15 protein-coding genes and 4 pseudogenes are annotated in these 20,261 nt (G+C 40.5%); 8 read left to right on the top strand and 11 right to left on the bottom strand.

All coding sequences use genetic code 11. From position 1 onward, the window contains the following. Positions 1–25 precede the first annotated feature (25 nt). Positions 26–2,370, bottom strand: a pseudogene (metL, locus tag P4S61_RS06230) (bifunctional aspartate kinase/homoserine dehydrogenase II). A gap of 6 nt (positions 2,371–2,376) precedes the next feature. After that, positions 2,377–3,639 carry a cystathionine gamma-synthase gene (gene metB, locus P4S61_RS06235; RefSeq protein ID WP_182760697.1) on the bottom strand — a complete coding sequence of 421 codons (1,263 nt, stop codon included), beginning with the start codon at positions 3,637–3,639 and terminating at the stop codon, positions 2,377–2,379. Positions 3,640–3,874: 235 nt separating this feature from the next. Between metB and metJ the strand changes: the two genes are divergently transcribed. Next, positions 3,875–4,195 (top strand): met regulon transcriptional regulator MetJ, encoded by a 321-nt coding sequence (metJ, locus tag P4S61_RS06240; RefSeq protein WP_016709540.1) that lies wholly within the window; start codon positions 3,875–3,877, stop codon positions 4,193–4,195. Positions 4,196–4,305: 110 nt separating this feature from the next. On the opposite strand, the gene P4S61_RS06245 is transcribed toward metJ, so the two are convergent. Then, positions 4,306–5,547 carry a malic enzyme-like NAD(P)-binding protein gene (locus tag P4S61_RS06245; RefSeq protein ID WP_337117965.1) on the bottom strand — a complete coding sequence of 414 codons (1,242 nt, stop codon included), beginning with the start codon at positions 5,545–5,547 and terminating at the stop codon, positions 4,306–4,308. 564 nt (positions 5,548–6,111) lie between these two features. Beyond that, positions 6,112–6,325: pseudogene (gene rpmE / locus P4S61_RS06250) on the bottom strand (50S ribosomal protein L31). 232 nt (positions 6,326–6,557) lie between these two features. Between rpmE and priA the strand changes: the two are divergent. The 5 genes and pseudogenes from priA (at position 6,558) to P4S61_RS06275 (ending at position 11,706) form a co-directional block, all read left to right on the top strand. Next, the gene (gene priA / locus P4S61_RS06255) at positions 6,558–8,744 is read left to right on the top strand and encodes a primosomal protein N' (RefSeq protein WP_337117966.1); all 2,187 of its coding nucleotides are present in this window, start codon (positions 6,558–6,560) and stop codon (positions 8,742–8,744) included. A gap of 21 nt (positions 8,745–8,765) precedes the next feature. Next, entirely contained in the window at positions 8,766–9,296 is a 531-nt protein-coding gene (locus P4S61_RS06260) for an SPOR domain-containing protein (RefSeq protein ID WP_149982624.1), read from the top strand. Positions 9,297–9,376: 80 nt separating this feature from the next. Next, positions 9,377–9,895 carry an ATP-dependent protease subunit HslV gene (gene hslV, locus P4S61_RS06265; RefSeq protein WP_145238496.1) on the top strand — a complete coding sequence of 173 codons (519 nt, stop codon included), beginning with the start codon at positions 9,377–9,379 and terminating at the stop codon, positions 9,893–9,895. An 11-nt stretch (positions 9,896–9,906) separates the two neighbouring features. Continuing rightward, positions 9,907–11,234: pseudogene (hslU, locus tag P4S61_RS06270) on the top strand (HslU--HslV peptidase ATPase subunit). Positions 11,235–11,331: 97 nt separating this feature from the next. Continuing rightward, positions 11,332–11,706 (top strand): gamma-butyrobetaine hydroxylase-like domain-containing protein, encoded by a 375-nt coding sequence (locus P4S61_RS06275; RefSeq protein WP_337117967.1) that lies wholly within the window; start codon positions 11,332–11,334, stop codon positions 11,704–11,706. A gap of 290 nt (positions 11,707–11,996) precedes the next feature. On the opposite strand, the gene P4S61_RS06280 is transcribed toward P4S61_RS06275, so the two are convergent. From P4S61_RS06280 to P4S61_RS06310, 7 genes are all read right to left on the bottom strand, one after another. After that, complete coding sequence (locus tag P4S61_RS06280; protein ID WP_145238485.1) at positions 11,997–12,257, bottom strand: hypothetical protein; 261 nt, start codon at positions 12,255–12,257, stop codon at positions 11,997–11,999. Positions 12,258–12,704: 447 nt separating this feature from the next. Then, positions 12,705–13,397, bottom strand: a complete 693-nt coding sequence (locus P4S61_RS06285; protein WP_182758645.1) for a hypothetical protein — start codon at positions 13,395–13,397, stop codon at positions 12,705–12,707. A gap of 144 nt (positions 13,398–13,541) precedes the next feature. After that, positions 13,542–13,931 carry a hypothetical protein gene (locus tag P4S61_RS06290; RefSeq protein WP_182735066.1) on the bottom strand — a complete coding sequence of 130 codons (390 nt, stop codon included), beginning with the start codon at positions 13,929–13,931 and terminating at the stop codon, positions 13,542–13,544. A 372-nt stretch (positions 13,932–14,303) separates the two neighbouring features. Further along, complete coding sequence (locus P4S61_RS06295; protein WP_182735065.1) at positions 14,304–14,744, bottom strand: hypothetical protein; 441 nt, start codon at positions 14,742–14,744, stop codon at positions 14,304–14,306. 189 nt (positions 14,745–14,933) lie between these two features. Next, entirely contained in the window at positions 14,934–16,814 is a 1,881-nt protein-coding gene (locus tag P4S61_RS06300) for a methyl-accepting chemotaxis protein (protein ID WP_145238482.1), read from the bottom strand. A gap of 116 nt (positions 16,815–16,930) precedes the next feature. Beyond that, positions 16,931–17,959, bottom strand: a complete 1,029-nt coding sequence (locus P4S61_RS06305; RefSeq protein WP_145238479.1) for an MJ1255/VC2487 family glycosyltransferase — start codon at positions 17,957–17,959, stop codon at positions 16,931–16,933. Beyond that, on the bottom strand, positions 17,956–18,495 hold the full coding sequence (locus P4S61_RS06310) for a phosphatase PAP2 family protein (RefSeq protein ID WP_145238476.1): 540 nt from the start codon (positions 18,493–18,495) through the stop codon (positions 17,956–17,958). Before P4S61_RS06310 ends, P4S61_RS06305 begins: the two co-directional genes overlap by 4 nt. A gap of 218 nt (positions 18,496–18,713) precedes the next feature. Between P4S61_RS06310 and rraA the strand changes: the two genes are divergently transcribed. Next, the gene (gene rraA / locus P4S61_RS06315) at positions 18,714–19,211 is read left to right on the top strand and encodes a ribonuclease E activity regulator RraA (RefSeq protein ID WP_145238473.1); all 498 of its coding nucleotides are present in this window, start codon (positions 18,714–18,716) and stop codon (positions 19,209–19,211) included. A gap of 3 nt (positions 19,212–19,214) precedes the next feature. Further along, a pseudogene (locus tag P4S61_RS06320) lies at positions 19,215–20,260 on the top strand (formimidoylglutamase). Position 20,261: the final 1 nt, after the last annotated feature.

The following is a 20,261-nucleotide window of genomic DNA, read 5'->3' on the forward strand; positions in this document are numbered from 1 at the left end:
TTTTTTTATTTTACAAACTCAGAGCTCATTTTAAGTTTTGTATTAACCAATATAAATCAGAATGCACGCCTGCTGCGGTAACTTCTTTGCCTGCACCAGGACCTTGGATCACCAACGCATTATCGCTATACCACTGACTGTTGATAACAAAGATATTATCACCTGGAGTTAAGTTAGCTAAGGCATCACCCTGTGTTGCATAAGCCAAACCGACTTTAGCGGTTACTTTGCCATCAGCAATTGTTAACGCACCGGTATAACGCAGTACTTTGTTTTCTTTGCCAGCTAACTGTGCTTTTTCAGCAATAAAGTCATCAAGCAACTGCTTATTAGCTAAAAAAGACTGCCAATCACCTTGCGCTAGTTGCTCTGGCATCAACGGTGTTAAGCCAATCTCATCAAGCTCTAAGGTGAGCCCTAATTCACGAGCTAAAATTAATAGCTTACGCTGCATATCACGCCCTGATAAATCTTCCCGTGGATCAGGCTCGGTGTAACCCATTTGCTGCGCTTGCAATACTAAATCGGAAAACGCCACACTGCCATCATAACTGCTACACAACCACGATAAAGTGCCTGAGAACACGCCTTCAATATGGGTAATACTGTCGCCACTGTTTTGTAAATCAGCTAACGCAAAATTAATTGGTAAACCCGCACCAACACTGGTGTTATAACGCCATAATAAGTTACGTTCAGCTAAATTACGGCGTAAATTTTGATACCAGTCATTATTTGCAGTGCCCGCATATTTATTAGCACTGATCAGGTGACAATCTGAATTTACAAACGCCGGTAAAGCTTACTAAACGCTTCACTAGCAGTAATATCAATCAGCACTTTGTGTTCGTAATCGAGTTCGCTGATACGTGTCAGTAAATCAGCTTCTTGGTAATCTATTGCTTCGTTTTGCCACTGTGACTGCCATTGCTCAAGCACGATACCACTTGGGCTGAACAACATAAAGCGCGAGCGTAATAAACCAACCAGCTTAACGCTGAAGTGTTGCTGCAAACGATTAAGCTGCTGACTTAGTTGCTCAATAAATACTTCACCAACATTACCAAGGCCAGCAACAATAATGGCAAGCTCTTGGCCTTTGTTAATCAGCTTATCATGCAATAAGGTCAATACATCACTATCAATAGATTGATCCGTTAGTAGTAATATGTAGTCTGCGTCTTGATGGCTAAAGCGCGGCACTAAACTTTGCTCACTAAGCACTTGCGTTGCTTGTTCAAATAATTGCGCTACATCATTTCGTGGCGCCACAACAGCGCAACCATGTAAGTTCGACTCAATAATATTAGCGCGCCCTTGCAAATGACTCACCACCTGATGAGTCGCTGCTGCCGGCACTAGTAAGTAGGTATCGCCGTTTTTAATAAAATGATGCAAGCTGTGTTGAATAAGCTGACTTAATTCGCCAATTTCTCCGCCACGCAGCTGATCAATACGCAGTAAATCAATATTTTCTAAGGTAGTGATAAAACGCTTAGCTTTGCTGTAACCTTCTTTGACAATTTCTGTCGCGCTAGCTTCGCTGTCGTAACTACTGCGAACGACTAATTTGATATCAGTATTTTTTAATGGCGAGAGAGTTTTAGCATGTAACACTGGGTTGCCCAAACGCGCCAGTAAGTTTGCTTGGCCACGACATACTTTAGAATACTTAATCGCTTTTTTTACTTTACGAGGGTCGGTACTAAACACCCCTTGGGTATCAGTCCAAATTGATACCTGACTAGCATGACAATAACTGCTTAACAAAGTCGCGCTGTAATCACTGCCATTGCGCCCCAAAGTAACGGTATTTGCTTGGCAATCAGCGGCTATAAAACCGGTAACAATATTAATGCAATTGGCTGAAATTAACTCGGCACAGGCTTGTTGATTTTTTTGATGTAATAATTGCCCATCATTAAGGGTAAACAATTGACGAGCATCAACATCTTGAGCTGCAACATTTAACTGTTTTAAATAGCTAGCCAATAATCGTGCCGACCAAACTTCACCGTGAGCAAGCAATGCGGCTTCCTGTAAGCTTTGCTGTTGAGTTTGCTGTGCAATTAAGGCTAGCTCTTGTTCTAATACGTTTAATGCCGTATGTCGCGCTGCTGGACTCAATAACTGCTCGATCAAAGTACGTTGATGATTATCAAGCTGCAATAAAATATCACTCACTGCCTGTTGATCACCTTGCTGGTAACTATGCCATAACGTAACTAACGTATTGGTAGTTTTACCTGCTGCGGATACCACCACACAATCACCGGCTTCCGTATGGGCTAGAATAATATTTGCTACGGCCTGATAACGCTCTGCAGAACTAAGGCTAGAACCACCAAATTTATGAACTATATTTACCATTTTTTATTACCACAAAGCCGTATGTGCAGGAGTCAGTTTAAATGAGTTTGATTGCTCATCATCTTGTTGTTGAACAGAGGAAGCGATTACTTTTGCGCCGTGCTGAGCTTGACCTGGTTTCACTTTATTGAATACACGATCTAAGTCAGCGATTAAATCTTTTACATCTTCAATGCCCACCGAAATACGGATCAGGGTATCACCTACTCCCGCAGCAAGACGAGCAGTTGCCTCCATACCTGCGTGGGTCATAGTTGCAGGGTGACAAATCAAACTCTCAACCCCACCTAATGACTCAGCTAAGCTAAATTCTTCTAAGCTGGTCAAAAATTCTGCAGCATCATTAATATCACCTTTGATATCAAAGCTTACCATGCCACCAAAACCACGTTGCTGCTGTTTAGCGAGTTCATGCTGTGGATGAGATACTAATCCAGGGTAATATACTTGGCTTACATAAGGGGAGTTTTCTAGATATTGAGCAATAATAAAGGCATTTTCTTGATGCTGACGTAAACGAACATTCAAAGTACGTAAACCACGTAACGTTAAGTAGCTATCAAACGGGGCACCGGTAATGCCAATGTTATTAGCCCACCAAGCAAGCTCATCACCCAACTCTTGGGTAGCGGCGATCACCGCACCACCAACAACATCTGAGTGACCGTTAATATATTTAGTGGTCGAATGCACCACAATATCAACACCAAACTCAATTGGGTTTTGCAAAGCAGGTGATAAAAATGTGTTATCGGCACCAACCAATGCACCGCACTGCTTAGCAATCGTGGTGATCGCTTTAATATCAGTTAACCGTAAAATAGGATTACTCGGTGTTTCAATCCAAATTAGCTTTGGTTTTATCTCAAGAATTTTTTGATGATTTTCAGATTTAGTTAAATCTAAAACCACTAACTTTAATAAGCCACGCTTTTCAAGTGAGGTGAATAAGCGGTAACTACCGCCATAGCAATCATGTGGGATCACTAAAGTATCGTCACTGTTTAGCAGCTGAGTAGCTAAATGCACCGCAGCCATGCCCGTTGCAGTGATAATCCCCTTAGCGCCACCTTCAAGCTTAGCGAGCGTTTCAGCGAGTAAATCACGGTTTGGGTTGCCGCTACGGCCATAATCATATTGGCGCTTTTTATCAAAATCAGCAAATGAGTAGGTGGTCGATAAATGAATGGGAGGCACAACCGCGCCGTGATGTTTATCTGCATCAATACCATTGCGTACTGCAATGGTTGCTTTATTCTTTTGACTCATACCGTCACCTACAATTAAATGGATGTTTAGACGTCTAAAAGGTTAGAGGATCAAATTTAATAAGTCAAAGCATTTATGCGGTTTTAGCCGCAAGATTAGAAGTAAAAACATTTAAGCCGCTAGATGGCTAAAAAACAAGTATTTGACTATCTTTTTTAACACGATAGAATTTCGCCATCTTTGCGCTGCAAAAGGTCGCGCAAACAATTAACAACCTGAGGCAACGATACATCCTATGGCTAAATGGAATGGTGAATATATTCACCCATACGCAGAACACGGGAAAAAATCAGAACAAGTTAAAAAGATCACCGTTTCGATCCCGCTAAATGTATTAAAAGTTTTGACTGATGAGCGTACTCGTCGTCAAATTAATAATCTTCGCCATGCAACAAATAGCGAATTACTTTGTGAAGCATTTTTACACGCATTTACTGGCCAACCACTGCCAAACGATGAAGATTTACGTAAAGATAATCCAGAGAAAGTGCCTGAAGAAGTGAAAAAAATCATGCTTGAAATGGGTCTCGAAGTACCTGTACTCAACGAAGATTAAGTTATCATTTGTATATATTCCTGCTTCCAGGAATTGGCTACAAAAAAACCTCAGTAACGTAAGTTACTGAGGTTTTTATTATTGTGCCATTACCAATTGCAGCTAAGCAGCTACTCCATGTAGTTTTCCGGCATATCAATTTGTGCAACACCAGAATCAATTGCCGCTTGCGCTACTGCTTTGGCAATGCGCGGTAATAAACGCGGATCCATCGGTTTTGGAATAATATACTGCGCACCAAATTCAAGTGTCTCAACACCCGCCGCTTTTAATACTTCCGCTGGTACTGGTTCTTTAGCAATGCTACGAATAGCATCAACCGCAGCAATTTTCATTTCATCATTAATTTTGCTTGCACGCACATCTAGCGCACCACGGAAAATAAATGGGAAACACAGCACGTTGTTAACTTGGTTTGGATAATCTGAACGACCCGTTGCCATGATTAAATCATCGCGAGCACCATGAGCAAGCACTGGTGAGATTTCTGGATCTGGGTTTGAACAGGCAAACACTACAGGTCGATCAGCCATTAGCTTAAGATCGTCAGGAGAAAGTAAATTCGGGCCAGATACACCAACAAATACATCGGCATCAGCAATAACATCTTGCAGTGTGCGCTTATCTGTATTGTTAGCGAATAACTGTTTGTACTCGTTTAAATCATCACGACGAGTATGAATAACGCCTTTACGATCTAACATGTAAATATGTTCACGCAATGCACCACACTTGATCAGTAGCTCCATACACGCAACCGCTGCGGCACCGGCTCCTAAACAAACGATAATCGCATCTTCGATTTCTTTGCCTTGTACTTCAAGTGCGTTGATCATACCAGCAGCCGTTACAATCGCGGTACCGTGTTGATCGTCGTGGAACACTGGAATACTACAACGCTCGATCAATGCTTTTTCTATTTCAAAACACTCTGGCGCTTTAATGTCTTCTAAGTTAATACCGCCAAACGTATCAGCGATGTTAGCAACTGTATTGATGAAATCTTCGGTGGTATTGTGTTTCACCTCAATATCTATCGAATCTAGACCCGCAAAGCGTTTAAATAATAACGCTTTACCTTCCATAACCGGTTTTGAAGCCAATGGACCTAAGTTACCTAAACCTAAAATAGCGGTGCCGTTAGTAATAACCGCAACCATATTGCCTTTACCGGTGTATTTGTAGGCATTAGCGGGATCAGCAGCTATTTCACGTACCGGTTCTGCAACACCGAGGCTGTATGCGAGTGCAAGATCCTGTACGGTTTCAGCTGGCTTTGTAAGCTCAACGCTAATTTTTCCTGGAACGGGGTGCGAATGGTAATGTAAAGCTTGTTCACGAAAGTCTGACATAACGCGATTTTATCCTGCAAGTAAGTTAAGTTGAAAGTGAGAGTAAGCAGTTCTTATATCTTATAGGGAACGATACCTATATTATAATTAAATTCAAGCAATATCAGGTCTATCCTGTTATATGCTATATCCGTTAATTTTATGCGTTTTGTCAGCATTTTTTGCAAAAAAGCTTCAATTTTCGGCTATAAAAACGCCACAAAGCATCAAAAAACCCATCTTAAAATGCTCATTATGCAACGCTTTAAAGCAAAAATAATGACCTATGACTAAAAACCATCAAAGTAAGACGTTAACAACATTTAACCGCAAAAGACCTAACTTTACCGACAAAAACGTTTAATTTATCGCTTTAACGAGAATGACAATATAGTCAACAAATCACTATTTGTCTGTTATTTACTCGCTATACTGGATATAAAAGTGGGAAATAGTCACAACATAATGAATGCGTAAAGCTGGAGCACTAGAGCAAGAAATAAAGACTAAAAGGCGGTGTTTTTAATAAATAGCAGGCATAAAAAAAAGCACCCTAAGGTGCTTTTTCCGACAAAACAACAAGAATTACTTGCTGCTAAGTGAACCGAAACGCTTGTTAAAGCGATCAACACGGCCACCTGTGTCTAAAACTTTTTTGCTTACCAGTGTAAAACGGGTGACACGCAGAACATACGTCTAAGTGAATGTCTTTACACAGAGTAGAACGAGTTTCGAATTTATTTCCACATGAACATGATGCTGAAATTACTTCGTACTTAGGGTGAATACCTTCTTTCATAGAAACCTCTAGTTAAGGCCGCATCGCTCTCCAAACCCGAGTCTGGCACCATACGTCGTTAAAACAAATTATTTAGGACGCGTATTCTAAGCAACAACCCCACTTGCTACAAGCTTTAAATGTCGTTTTTGCTAATAAAATGAACAAAAGTTTTAAAGAAGATATTTGCAGGTAGGTTTTCAGCCATAATTTTAGTACATTAACTCCCTTATTCGTTCTTGTTTGGGTTGTTATGAGTTTTGTTGAAGTTGCTATAAAAGTACCGTTGCATCGCACCTTTGATTATCGCATTCCAGAGCAACTCGATGGTTTATCGGTGATGCCTAAAGTCGGTGCGCGGGTATGGGTGCCATTTGGTAATCAGCGCAAAGTTGCGGTAGTACTGGCGCTAAAAACCAACACCGATGTGCCGGTTAATAAACTTAAAGCAGTGCTTGAAGTGATTGATAATGAAGCCGTTTTATCAGAGCGACATATCGAATTATTGCGTTTTACTGCGCGCTATTATTGCTACCCACTAGGTGAAACAATTCATATCGCCCTGCCTGGCGCGCTGCGTCAAGGACTGTGCCCAGATAAAAGCAGTATTAGTATGGTGGCACTAACTGAAAAAGGCGCTAAATTACCGTCTTTAAAAGCAAAGAGCCAACTAAGCTTACTCAAACAACTGGCAGATTCGGGTAAATCATCACTTACAGAATTAAAAGCGCTGGGGTTTAGTAAAAAAACTATCGACAGCTTACTTAACAAGGAGCTGATCAGCCAAACGATTGAACACGACAACCAATGGCAACAACAACTTCCCACCGTAGGCACTAAGCCGACTCTAAATAAAGAGCAAGCAGTAGCCTGTACCACCATTAATCAAGCGGTCGGTTTCAATAGCTTTTTACTAGAAGGTGTCACTGGCAGTGGTAAAACCGAGGTTTACTTACAATGCCTTGAAGAGGTTTTAAAACGCGGTGAACAAGCACTCGTACTAGTGCCTGAAATTGGCCTTACGCCACAAACGGTTAATCGATTTCGTCGTCGCTTTCCTGATACGCCGATTATGCTGTGGCATTCAGCACTGACCGATAACGAACGCTTACAAACTTGGCGCTTTTGTGAAAAAGCCAGTTGCGCAATTGTGATTGGTACACGTTCGAGTATCTTTTTACCATTTTTAAAGCTTGGTATGATCATTGTTGATGAAGAACATGACGGTTCATTTAAACAACAAGATACCTTACGTTACCATGCCCGTGATTTAGCCGCATACCGCGCTTTTCAACATAAAATACCGCTGATCTTAGGCTCAGCAACCCTGGCGCTCGAAACCTTGCATAAGGCAATTCATAATAAATACCAACTACTGAGCCTAACACAACGTGCGCAAACCAGTACCGACAATAAATTTCAGCTGATTGATATGAAAGGCCAGCCGGATCAAGCTGGTATAGCTCATGCCAGTCTTGCCACTATGCGTCAGCATTTAAAACGAGGCAAACAAGTGATGGTATTTTTAAACCGTCGCGGTTTTTCGCCTACCCTGATTTGCCATGAATGTGGTTGGTTAAGTGAGTGCACACGTTGCAGCACTAGTGCGACTTTTCACAAAGCCATCGGCCAGATGATTTGCCATCACTGCGGTGAACAAGAACGCGTGCCGCATCAGTGTCCAGACTGTGGTAGTACACAAATATTTCCTAACGGCAAAGGCACCGAACAAATAGAAGAGTTTTTAACAACCGAGTTTCCTGATACCCCGATTAGCCGGATTGACCGCGACTCAACGCGTCGTAAAGGCAGTTTAGAAAAAGCCCTAGACGATATAAACCAAGGCGGTGCACGGATTTTAGTTGGCACCCAAATGCTTGCCAAAGGTCATCACTTTGCTGATGTGAGCTTAGTATTGATCCTTGATGTCGACGGCGGCTTGTACTCGTGCGACTTTCGCGCCACAGAGCATTTAGCACAATTGGTTACTCAGGTGGCTGGCCGTGCTGGGCGCAGTGGCGAACCTGGTCATGTATTATTGCAAACTCACTTTCCCGAGCATCCTTTATTACAAGATTTAGTCAATAATGGTTATCAAGATTTCGCCCGTTTTGCACTGCAAGAGCGCGATGACGCACAGCTACCACCAATAACTAATATGGCGATTGTCCGCGCCGAAGGTCACAACATAAAGCAAGTGGTCGATTTTTTAACAGATTTAGTTCCAGTCCAAGGTCTAACTGGTATACAATTGTTAGGTCCGATCCCTGCACCGCTCGAGCGAATTGCAGGGAAATATCGCTTTCAATTGCATATTCAAGCGCTCGAACGCCCTCTATTACACCAATATCTCGCGCAAATGGTAGACTACTTAAGTACCAGTAAATTAGCGCAAAAGGTGCGATGGAGCTTAGATGTAGATCCAATAGATATGATTTAAGGTTAGAAGCCCAATACCACCATGGCACAACACGATTTTATTAATAAAAAACCAGGCAACCGTAATAGCAAAAAAACAGCGCCACCGAAAAAACCATTCCCCGTTTTATTAGTACTGGTTACCGTGCTACTTGTTGGCGGTTTTAGTTTTGGTTTATGGTATGTCAAAACCAATGCAGATCCAAAGCTGGTTGAACAACAAGCAAACCCAACACCTGCAAAAGTGCAACAAGAGTTGCCTAAACCACGCCCTCCTGAATTCATAAAAGAAATCAAAGAGCATGAAATTCAAGTTGAAGTAAGAGAGCTTGAACAAAAAGGCCCTTATGTAATGCAATGCGGCTCGTTCAGAACCCATGGCCAAGCAGAAACCTTAAAAGCTAAAATTGCATTTGCCGGATTAATCGCCGAAATTCGTGAAACAACCGGCACTAACGGTGTCTGGTATAAAGTGCGTTTAGGTCCTTATAAAACCAAACGTTTAGCCGAAAGTGATAAAAACAAACTAAAGCGTAGCAAAATAACTGGTTGCGGAATTTGGAATTGGACTTGATTTTAGCCCATTAACCCATATTAACTCATCATCAATCGCTTTTAACGAGTCGCCCCTGCGACTCGATGATGAGGAATAACATGACCACTATTGTAAGTGTACGTCGCGGCGATAAAGTCGTCATTGGTGGCGATGGCCAAGTTTCACTTGGTAACACCGTAATGAAGGGCAACGCCCGCAAAGTTCGACGCCTTTATAATGGCAAAGTGATCGCCGGTTTTGCTGGCGGCACTGCTGATGCCTTCACCCTGTTCGAACGTTTTGAAAGCAAGCTTGAAATGCACCAAGGCAATCTAACCAAAGCCGCTGTTGAAATGGCTAAAGATTGGCGTAGCGATCGCGCCTTGCGCAAACTCGAAGCATTGCTTGCTGTTGCCGACTCCACAGCCTCACTGATAATTACTGGTAACGGTGATGTTGTGCAGCCTGAAAATGATTTAATTGCCATTGGTAGTGGTGGTAACTTTGCCCAATCAGCTGCAACTGCCCTACTTGAAAACACCGATTTAAGCGCCCGCGAAATTGTTGAAAAAAGCCTGACAATTGCCGGCAACATTTGTGTATTCACAAATAACTTTCAAACCATCGAAGAATTGTAATAGGAACTGCTATGTCTGATATGACTCCCAGAGAAATCGTTCATGAACTTGACCTGCATATAATTGGTCAAGCAAAAGCAAAAAAGCAGTGGCTATTGCTCTTCGTAATCGCTGGCGCCGCATGCAATTAGATGAAGATCTTCGCGCTGAAGTAACGCCGAAGAATATCCTGATGATTGGTCCAACCGGTGTTGGTAAAACTGAAATTGCCCGTCGTTTAGCAAAACTTGCCAACGCGCCTTTCATTAAAGTCGAAGCGACTAAGTTCACTGAAGTGGGCTATGTTGGTAAAGAAGTTGAAACCATCATTCGCGACTTGGTTGATGTATCAATCAAAATGACCCGTGAACAACAAACTAAAAAATTCAAACATCGCGCAGAAGAAGCTGCCGAAGAACGTATTTTAGATGCACTACTGACTCCAGCTAAAGATTCGTCTGGTGAAAGCCAACGCGATGAAGGCTCTTCAACGCGTCAGATTTTCCGTAAAAAATTACGCGAAGGTCAATTAGACGATAAAGAAATTGATATTGATTTAGCCCAAGCACAACCAAATGTTGAGATCATGGCACCACCTGGTATGGAAGAAATGACCAACCAGTTGCAAGGCATGTTCCAAAATATGGCGGGTGACAAGCGCACTAAACGTAAACTTAAAATTAAAGAAGCGTTTAAATTATTGGTTGAAGAAGAAGCCTCTAAATTAGTAAACCCTGAAGAGCTAAAAGAGCAAGCAATCTTCGCAGCCGAACAAAACGGTATTGTGTTTATCGACGAGATAGACAAAATCTGTAAGCGCGGAGAATCATCAGGTCCAGACGTAAGCCGTGAAGGCGTACAGCGTGACTTACTGCCACTGATTGAAGGCTCAACCGTGAGCACTAAGCATGGCATGGTGAAAACTGACCATATGTTGTTTATTGCCTCTGGCGCATTCCAAATGGCAAAACCATCTGACATGATCCCAGAACTACAAGGTCGCTTACCTATTCGTGTAGAGCTTGAAGCATTAACCGCTGACGACTTTAAACGTATTTTAACCGAACCACATGCCTCACTGACCGAGCAACAACATGCACTACTTAAAACAGAGCAAGTAAGTGTAGAGTTTAGCGATGACGCCATCGAGCGCATTGCCAAAGCGGCATGGCAAGTTAATGAAAAAACCGAAAACATTGGTGCACGTCGCCTACATACGGTAATGGAAAAACTGATGGAAGAAATTTCCTATGATGCATCAGAGCAAGCTGGCACCAGTTTAGTCATTGATGCCGCCTATGTTGAGAAGCATTTAGGTGCACTGGTTGAAGATGAAGACCTAAGTCGCTTTATTCTTTAATTTTAAAACTAGGATCTCAGAGCCTAGGTTCTAGGTTCTAGGTTCTAGGTTCTAGGTTCTAGGTTCTAGGTTCTAGGTTAATCACAAAGGTATAACAATGAAGCAAGTGATCAAGGTACATCATCACACCATTAGTAAAACCCTTGATGTTTATTTTGACGATGACAGCCATTGCACCTTTAGCTGTGAGTTTTTACGTGTTCATTCACCGTCTGCCGAAGTACAAGGCCATGGTAACGAACCAATGAAATTGGTACTCGGTAAATCGCAGGTTAGCATCAAAAACATCGAGCCAGTCGGCCACTACGCACTGCGTTTAGACTTTGACGATGGCCACAACAGCGGTTTATTTAGCTGGGCATACTTCAGCCACCTACAAACTCAACATGACGAGCTATGGCAAACCTACCAACAACGCGTCGCAGAGCATCAAGCCAATAAAGACAGCGTACCGATCAAGTTTGTGCCTTAGCGAGTTTGCGAGAGTATAGTTAGCGAGTTAAAAGGTTCAAGGTGAAAGTTAGCGCAGCTCGGCGTTAAAGTTAACTATGTGGTTGTGGTTGAGTGTAGCGAAGCGTAACGAGAAGGTGCTAGGTAAAGGTTTTAATAAGCCCTAAATAGTCTGATTGCCGTAAGCTACTTACAGCTGCATCGACAGACGATGTAAACAAATTTGTTTATTGATTTTAAGTTGGCCGTTACCGAATTTAAACCGTCAAAGGTAATACTATTGCCTATTGACTGAGTTAAGACTCATATATGTTAGGGTTGCTTTCTGACTTTAAACTTATGATAAATAAAACCAATAACAAATGATATTACTAAGCATGCCGCAATTAGTTTTACACCTAACATTTCAAGAGGAGATTGACCTTTTGGAAAATAATCAAAATATGAAACACCACTGTTAAAGCATTCACCAAAATTTGGCTCAATAATATCAACAAAACCTGAACAAAATAATGCAGAACTACCATAAGATAATATAAATAATATCAGTAAAATCCAGCTTAAAAGTTTCATTGATACTCTCGTAATCCTAACGAGCCTTTAGAATAACTCGTTTTTAATTTATTTTTTATTGATGCATTAACCATAGCCGAGTTGCTATTTTGATTCAATCGCTTAGTAATAATCATGTTAGATTATCGATTATTTAAGCATGCCAATACTAAACGCTAAGTTTCCCTTATTTACTGCTCATTCCCTTCTCTTTGTGCAAAAAATTTAGTGAATTATTTACAAAGCGGTTAAGAGGCGCTGCGCTTAAGAGGAAAATAAGCAAATGCTGCGCTAATAACGTGAAGGCTATTACGTTGCGCTTATATGTGTCTGCCTTAAGCTACTGCCTTAACAGCCACATCGTCAGACGAAGTAAACAAATTTATTTATTGATTTAGAATTGACGGTCAAAAAGAACACTAGTGCCTATTGACAGAGTTAAGGCTCATATGTGTTATATTTCTTTTGTTATTGACTTTGAAATCTACTAGCTAACTTTGAATATATACTCACAAATTTTTGCTGTAGAGTTTTAGATGGTACTTCATCATGGCTTTCTGGAAGAGCTTTAAAATGATTTCCTTCACCTAGCCACTCTCTATTTAAACCTGTTTTTTCATTAAATTCTTTTTGTTCTGATTTGTTAGCATAATCAATGACCCATTGTTGCCCGCCATTATCGTAATAGGTAAACTGTCGCGAAAAACCTAATTCTTTATTTAAAGATGAAAAACGTTCTACAAAATGATCTGGTATTATGCCCGTTTTCTCCAATTTCCATCGCTTAGGTATACCGTTAACTTTAAAATCAATCCATTCCCAATCATCTGAATCTGTATCTATTGTTATATCTGAAAAAATCATATCACCATGGGTAATAACTCCCATTCTTTCCATAAACCATTTATATTCAGATCTAGAATCAAAGAACTCTAAATCGTACCAAATACAATCATCTGTATAATTGCGTCCTTTTACAGCAGAATCTCTCCATCCATAGAAATAATATAAAATTGAAAAAGGGTTCTCTTCAATATGTTTTTCCGTTTCTTCTTCCCATGTCATTTCATATACATCACGAAGAATTAGCTCTTTAGTTACACCTTCTGCGAATTCGTAGCCTAAATCTTTAAATACTTTGATTTGTTTTTCAAGATCCATATATAACCCCTTTGATAGCATAGATGAAAGCAAAATTCTCATGAAATATAATGCCACAAGCAGCGGAAAACACACGAACGTTTTAGCGCAGCCAGTGAGTGATTTTCCGATGACTTGGTTTGTTAGAAGCATATTTCCAAAATGTCATTCTACGGCCTCAATCAATCGTCCAGTCATTGAGATACCAACAAGACTAATTGGTGAGTCAGCAGCGAAAACGTAAAACCAAACTATTTGCATTTCCTGGTCTATTGAACAAACTTGGCTCTTTAGGTGAACAAATGCAAAAATCACTTCTTCAACACTGTATTTATCACGAAGAAATGACATAACTTTTTCTGTTGCACTACCAATTGATATTGGTGGTTCGCCATCACCTAAGCCCCAATTAGGACGGTTTAACAAATCATCTGGTGTAATAAATAGCTTTTTACCATTCCTCTCAAAAGTAGAGGACTCAAAGCAGCTGGGAAAGTAAGCATCAGCACTTACATTGATAGAAACTAAAAATAAAAGTAAATAAAGTGCTCTCATATCCATCCGTGCTTATAACACACCAAAACGGTTTATATTATATACTCTTATAATTCCACCAATAATTACCTTTGTAAACAAGTAATTAAAATAGCTAAAATTCAAAGCTTGTTATTTTGCATCAAAACGGCGGTTAATAATGTTATCAGACAAAATTAGGATCCTACTCAAAAAACAGGACTAAGTTTAACTTTTACCGGCGTCCGCTTTTGCTCATAAATGCCAGTTAGATGAAGTCCAAGTCTATTTATCGAAACTGTAAGATAAGATATGAGCCACTACAAATAATCATAACTTTTCTATTATTTAAAGCACTGCACTTTAGAGTAAAAAGATTGATATCGCCCTTGCCTATTTACTTTAAGTTAGCTATTACTTGCTCTCTGGTAGCCTAACTTTTTTATATGTTTTATTACACTTTGGACAAAAGATGTCTAAATCAAACTTATAATTCACACATTGAAAAAAGAATCCATAAACCTTACTGCCAATTTTTATGAATGTGAGGATAAATGCTGTTGCAACCATTAAGTTAAACTCATACATTCCAGCCTTATCAAGAGCCCAGTCAATAACAAGCTCAACGATTAAAAGTGCAACCACTTTTTTGTGTTTTTTAATTGCGGCAAAAATTAGAACGGCAAAAGCAATAAAGCGAGCAAAACTTTGCGACTCCTCAGCTAAGAAAGCCACAATCCCAATGGGTATAGATAAACAAAGGCTGAGAAAGATAAACCCAACCATGTCTATTTTTGACATCCAAAAATGTATTTTGAAATCTTTTTTAGCCGCACACTGATTACACTTTAGCAAAGAGGCTCCAATTAACTGGTTTATCGTCGAGAAATAAAACTGAGAGTAACCTTTAACCTAAAAATAAAAAAGTGTGAAAACAAAAAAGCCATAACTTTCAAACAACTCAGGGCTGCTTAAAACTTATGGCTTAGCGCTTAAAGCTCAGCTAACTCCTAGAGCCTAAACCCTAGAACCTAGCTTCTGTTTTTAAACCTTAAACTTATCTATCGCGGCGTAAAGTACCCTAGCTTGCTCTGATACTTCTTCGCTAGTTTGTGCATTTCTTGATGAATGAGCTGAGGCATCTTCGGCGATATCACGAATACGCACGACGTTTTTATTCACCTCAGAAGCAACTTGGCTTTGCTCGTCAATTGCGGTGGCAATATGCGTGCTCATTTCCATAATAGTTTGCACATCTTCGGTAATAGAGTTCAGTAGTTCACCCGCCTTTGTTGCTTGTGCTGCGCTTTCGCCGCCTTGTGTTCGGCATCGTTGCATTATGCTTACGACTTCTTGAGTACGCCCTTGTAAAATCGAGATAATACTCTCAATCTCTTTGGTTGACTCTTGAGTACGCTGTGCAAGTGAACGCACTTCATCAGCAACAACAGCAAAGCCTCGGCCTTGCTCTCCGGCGCGCGCAGCTTCGATTGCGGCATTGAGTGCTAGTAAATTAGTTTGTTCAGCGATACCACGAATAACATCCAATACTGAGCCAATAGTTTCACCGTCTTTTTCAAGCTGTGATACTACGGTAGAGGCATTACCCAGTGAATCGGATAATTGATTGATCTGCTTAACCGTTGCTTCAACTTCTTTGCGCCCCTGTTGAGCACTTTGATTAGTTGATTCTGCTTTTTTGGCTGCGGCCTCGGTATTATGAGAAATGTCTTGAATGGTGGCTTGCATTTCCGTCGCGGCGGTTGCAACCATATCAGCTTCATGCAACTGCTCTTGCATACCCGAGCTCGTTGCTGCGGTGCTCTCCGATAAGTGATCGGTAGCAATATTTAAAGTCGTTAAAGCTGTATTTACTTCGTAAATGAGTTTTTTGAAGTCACTTATAAGACTATTAAAATCAATTGTCATGGTGGTTACTTCATCTTTACCACTGTGTTCTATAACAAGTCTTAAATTATTATTTCGACGAATTTCATTGATGGTGTGATACACCCGTTCAATTGGGACGATAATCGAACGACTTGTAAAGTACACCAAGATCATCACCAGCAAGCTGGCAACAATAAAAATTATTATTGCGAGCATTTGCGTTTTTGCAGCAGTAGACTCAACTTGCTGCTTAGTTGCAGTTGTAATTAAAGTAACTAAATCATCACTTTGTTTAACGCTGTCTCTCATTTTACCAAGTGCACCTGAACCTAAATCCAGACCTAATGCAACTTGCTCATCAACTAACGATTTAAACTTACTTTTATAAATAGCAAGTAAACGTAACAGCTCTGACTGGTCACTTGAAGCTAAGTTTTCGTTGCGAATTTGGCGCTCAAGCTCCGATACACCGTCTTCAAAACGAGTTAAATATTTTAGGTCAAAACGCAGCATAAAATCTTTTTCAGAGCGTCTAAGCTGTAACATCAAAGTGAGTAAATGATAGTTATCTTGTTTGTCTAACAACGTTTCCATTTTATGTACTGCGTCTCGCAGTTCGCCATAAAGCGCATCTTTGGGGTGTAAGCCTATTTTCTTCTGTAATTGCACAACCTTTTGAAAATCATCATTATACTGCTTAGCAAGTACTGCAAATTGCTCTACTTGCACAGTGGCAATATCAAGCTCGGCTGATAATTGAGCCAATTTTTTAATTTTAATCTGCAACTGTTCATATTCTTGATCGAATAACTCTAAGCTGCTTTCTTGTTTATAAAACAAAAAGTCTTTTTCGTACTTGCGCATTGACAGTTCATGTATATCGAGTTTTTCAGCATACTGAATCGTTTCATTTAGTTTTAGCATAATGCGTGCCTCATAAATAATGACGCACAACATAACGACCATAGCGAGACCAACAACTAATGCATTGACTTGTAAACGACGTTTAATAGTCAAATTTTGGAGTAAACTCATTAACAACAGCCTATAAAATAAATCACTGCAAGATAGTATAGTTAAATAACTAACAATTGGCTTACATTATTATTGTTTTTTACTACAGTGTTTTAAAAAATCAGTTGATTTTAAATTTAGCCTACCGAAGACCACAAATTTTGATGTAATTCCTGTGTGTTATGCCACTGTCTTGCAGCTAACCACTCAACTAATGGCTGTGGATCACTTGGAAAATTAATCTGTTTTTGTGAGGTACTATTGAGCCAATCATCCAACGCATTGGGGTTTAAGTAATTCATTACGTGCGCGGCTTTCATTGCTAATAATGTTTGTGCATTGGCGTCTTGTTCAAACTGCCCTGACAATGGTTTCAATAACAGTTTTTTACCTAATTTTAGTGCTTCGCTAGAGAGCTCAAAACCCGCATTTGCGATCACACCACTGGCATTAGCTAAATCATTTAAAAAGCCACCACGTGAAGGGGCTCGTAGATGAATATTCGCGGTTGAACTATTTTGTGCTTGCGGGTGGTAACAATAGAATTCTTTTTCAGGAAACTCTTGTAAGTAATCAATCACACTTCGCAGTTCTTCAAAAGGTAAATATACCAATACTTTATTGTCAACATTGACTGGATTATCATGCTGATGATGAGCAATAAAAGGAGGAATGATATTTTGCGCAAATGGTTGCCAATGCACGCCTAAGTAGGTATCAGCAGGAGCATAATATTTTATGAATGAGCGGCGCAGCAAACTATGCCCAAACATTGGTACTTTGGGTGATAAAAATGCAGCTTGATGACTCATGCCTATGACTGGCACTGCTTGGCGTTTTGCTGCCCATGCGCTGATCGGTTCAAAGTCATTAAACACAAAATCATAACCCGATACATCTAACTGTTTAATGTCTTTTAGTAATCTACATATACGGCTATTTTTCACTGTTTGGTAACTATTGACTTGACCATTTTGAGTAGTAAAAGATAACCCCCGAAAGCTGCGATAATTAGTAAACTCGTCCATATCAAAGTAATTCTGCTGGGCTCGCCCTGAAAACACATAATCTACAGCAATCCCCATTTGCTTAAACGCATTCGCCATCACCCGTGCTCGGGTTATATGACCATTACCAGTTCCTTGAATGCCATAAAGTATTTTCATAAGGTAGCCACTATCAAGATTGCCAATAAACCACAGCTTCCCCCCATCAATGCACCAAGCACTACATCAACAGGAAAATGTACCCCAAGTAACACCCGCGATGCTGCGACACCAGTTGCCCACAAAAAACATAACTCTGCGAATTGCGGGAAATACTGCGCTAAGATAACGGCCACTAAAAATGCGCCAGCACTGTGCCCTGACGGTAAACTAAATTTATCACTGGGCGTAATGTAAGCGCCTTTTACTAAACAATCACATGGCCGAATTCTGGCAAAACTATTTTTAGCCACGTAATAAATGGGTCGCTCAATTAAAAAGCCCAGCAATAGAGTCATCGCCATAAGCCGTAATTCAGCTTCACTGCTAAGCCAGCCAAAACCAACAGCGATTAATACATAAAGCCCTCCATTGCCTGTTTTTGAGAAACCTAAAGCTGAATTTTTTAACCATTTTGGGGCATTGCCATTAAATAGCATCAAAAACAAACTTTGGTCCAGTTGGACAACTTTTTTTAGCATGTTGTTCTCACTCATTACTTGCTCCTTTAATTGTGCAAACTCTGTACACAATTTCAGCTTAGGCGGTGAAAATAACAATTGAGTGACGCTTTTAAGACACTAATATTGCTTTTCCTGTTTTAGCGCAATAATTGTTTAAAAAGAGCGCAATTTACTGTTATTAAGTCGTTGTTATTGCATTTAAGAAAGGTATACTGAACATCAGCTCACGTATCTTTAGAAAGGATAGAAAAATGGATTACAGCACTTCAGATTTATGCGATCACTTTGCCGATGTGGTCGATGTGCTCGAACCTATGTTTATTAACTTTGGTGGTCGTCACAATTTTAGTGGCCGTATTAAAACCGTCAAATGTTTTGAAAATAATGAACTGATCCGCGACATACTCTCTCAAGACGGCGAAGAATGTGTATTATTAATTGATGGGGGTGGTTCAACTCGTCGCGCATTAATCGATATCGAGCTTGCTGAACTAGCTGTAGAAAATAACTGGCAAGGCATTGTGGTATACGGTGCAGTACGTCATGTTGATGAACTTGAAGAGCTTGATTTAGGCATTCAAGCAATTGCTTCAATCCCTGTTGCAGCAGACAGTACTGGTGCTGGTGAAGACGGCATTGGCGTTAACTTCGCTGGTGTCTCATTCTTTGATGACGACTTTATCTATGCAGATAGCACCGGTATTGTATTATCTGGTGAAGAACTTGAACTGGAAATCGTAGAAGAATAACGAGTGTCAAACCACCTACATATCTATGATGAAGCGACTGTAAAACCTTGGTGTAGCAGTCGCGCTAATGAAAGAAAAGCATGGCAGTCAATAGCCCTACTTGACACTGGTGTTGATCCTTTACAAGCCATGCACGATGCCGCGCAATTTGGTATTAAGTATGTATTACTAGGTATTTGCGAAGATATCGGGCCACGCGCCAACTTAGGCAATGGTGGTGCCGAAGATGGCTGGCAAGCATTTCTTAAACGCTTTTTAAATCAACCTGATAACCAATTTTTAGCGAACGAAAAAGTTTTGTTATTAGGCGAAGTCGCGATCAGCGATTTGACTCTTGCGGCGCGCGATTTATCAAACCAGAATCCTCAGCAACTAACACAATTACGCCAGTTATGCGCCCAGCTTGATCAACGTGTTGAGCAAGTACTGAGCTTAATTTTTGCTGCAGGGTTAGAGCCAATCGTTATTGGCGGTGGCCATAATAACTGCCTTGGTATTATTCGCGCATTAAGCAAGCATAAACAGCGCCCAATAAACGCGATCAACTTTGACCCTCATGCCGATTTCCGTGACTGTGAAGGCCGCCATAGTGGTAATGGTTTTCGCTATGCATATAACGAGCAACACTTAAATAATTATCATGTTATTGGCATGCACGAGCTGAAAAACAATCAAGCAATTATTGATGCTTTAGCTGCTGCCCAATTTAGTTATGATAGCTACCAAGCGCTGCAAGTTAGGCGCGAAAAAACCTTAACTGAAGCATGCCAGCAGGCACTATATAATCTAATTGATGCACCACTTGGGGTTGAAGTGGATCTTGATAGCATTTCATTAATGCCCGTCAGTGCGTATACCAATTGTGGTTTTAGTGTTAGCGATGCCGAACACTTTGTGCATTTAGCTGCCAGTCAAGTAAACAGCCAATACTTGCATTTATGTGAAGCAGCCCCAACCAACATCCTAGTGGTATACAGGCTGGAATGAGCGATGCAGGGCAAATAATCACAGCTCTCGTGAATGCTTATTTACAAGCCAAAGCAAACTAAA

The organism is Pseudoalteromonas sp. B160, from assembly GCF_037162485.1.
Lineage (GTDB): Bacteria > Pseudomonadota > Gammaproteobacteria > Enterobacterales > Alteromonadaceae > Pseudoalteromonas > Pseudoalteromonas rhizosphaerae.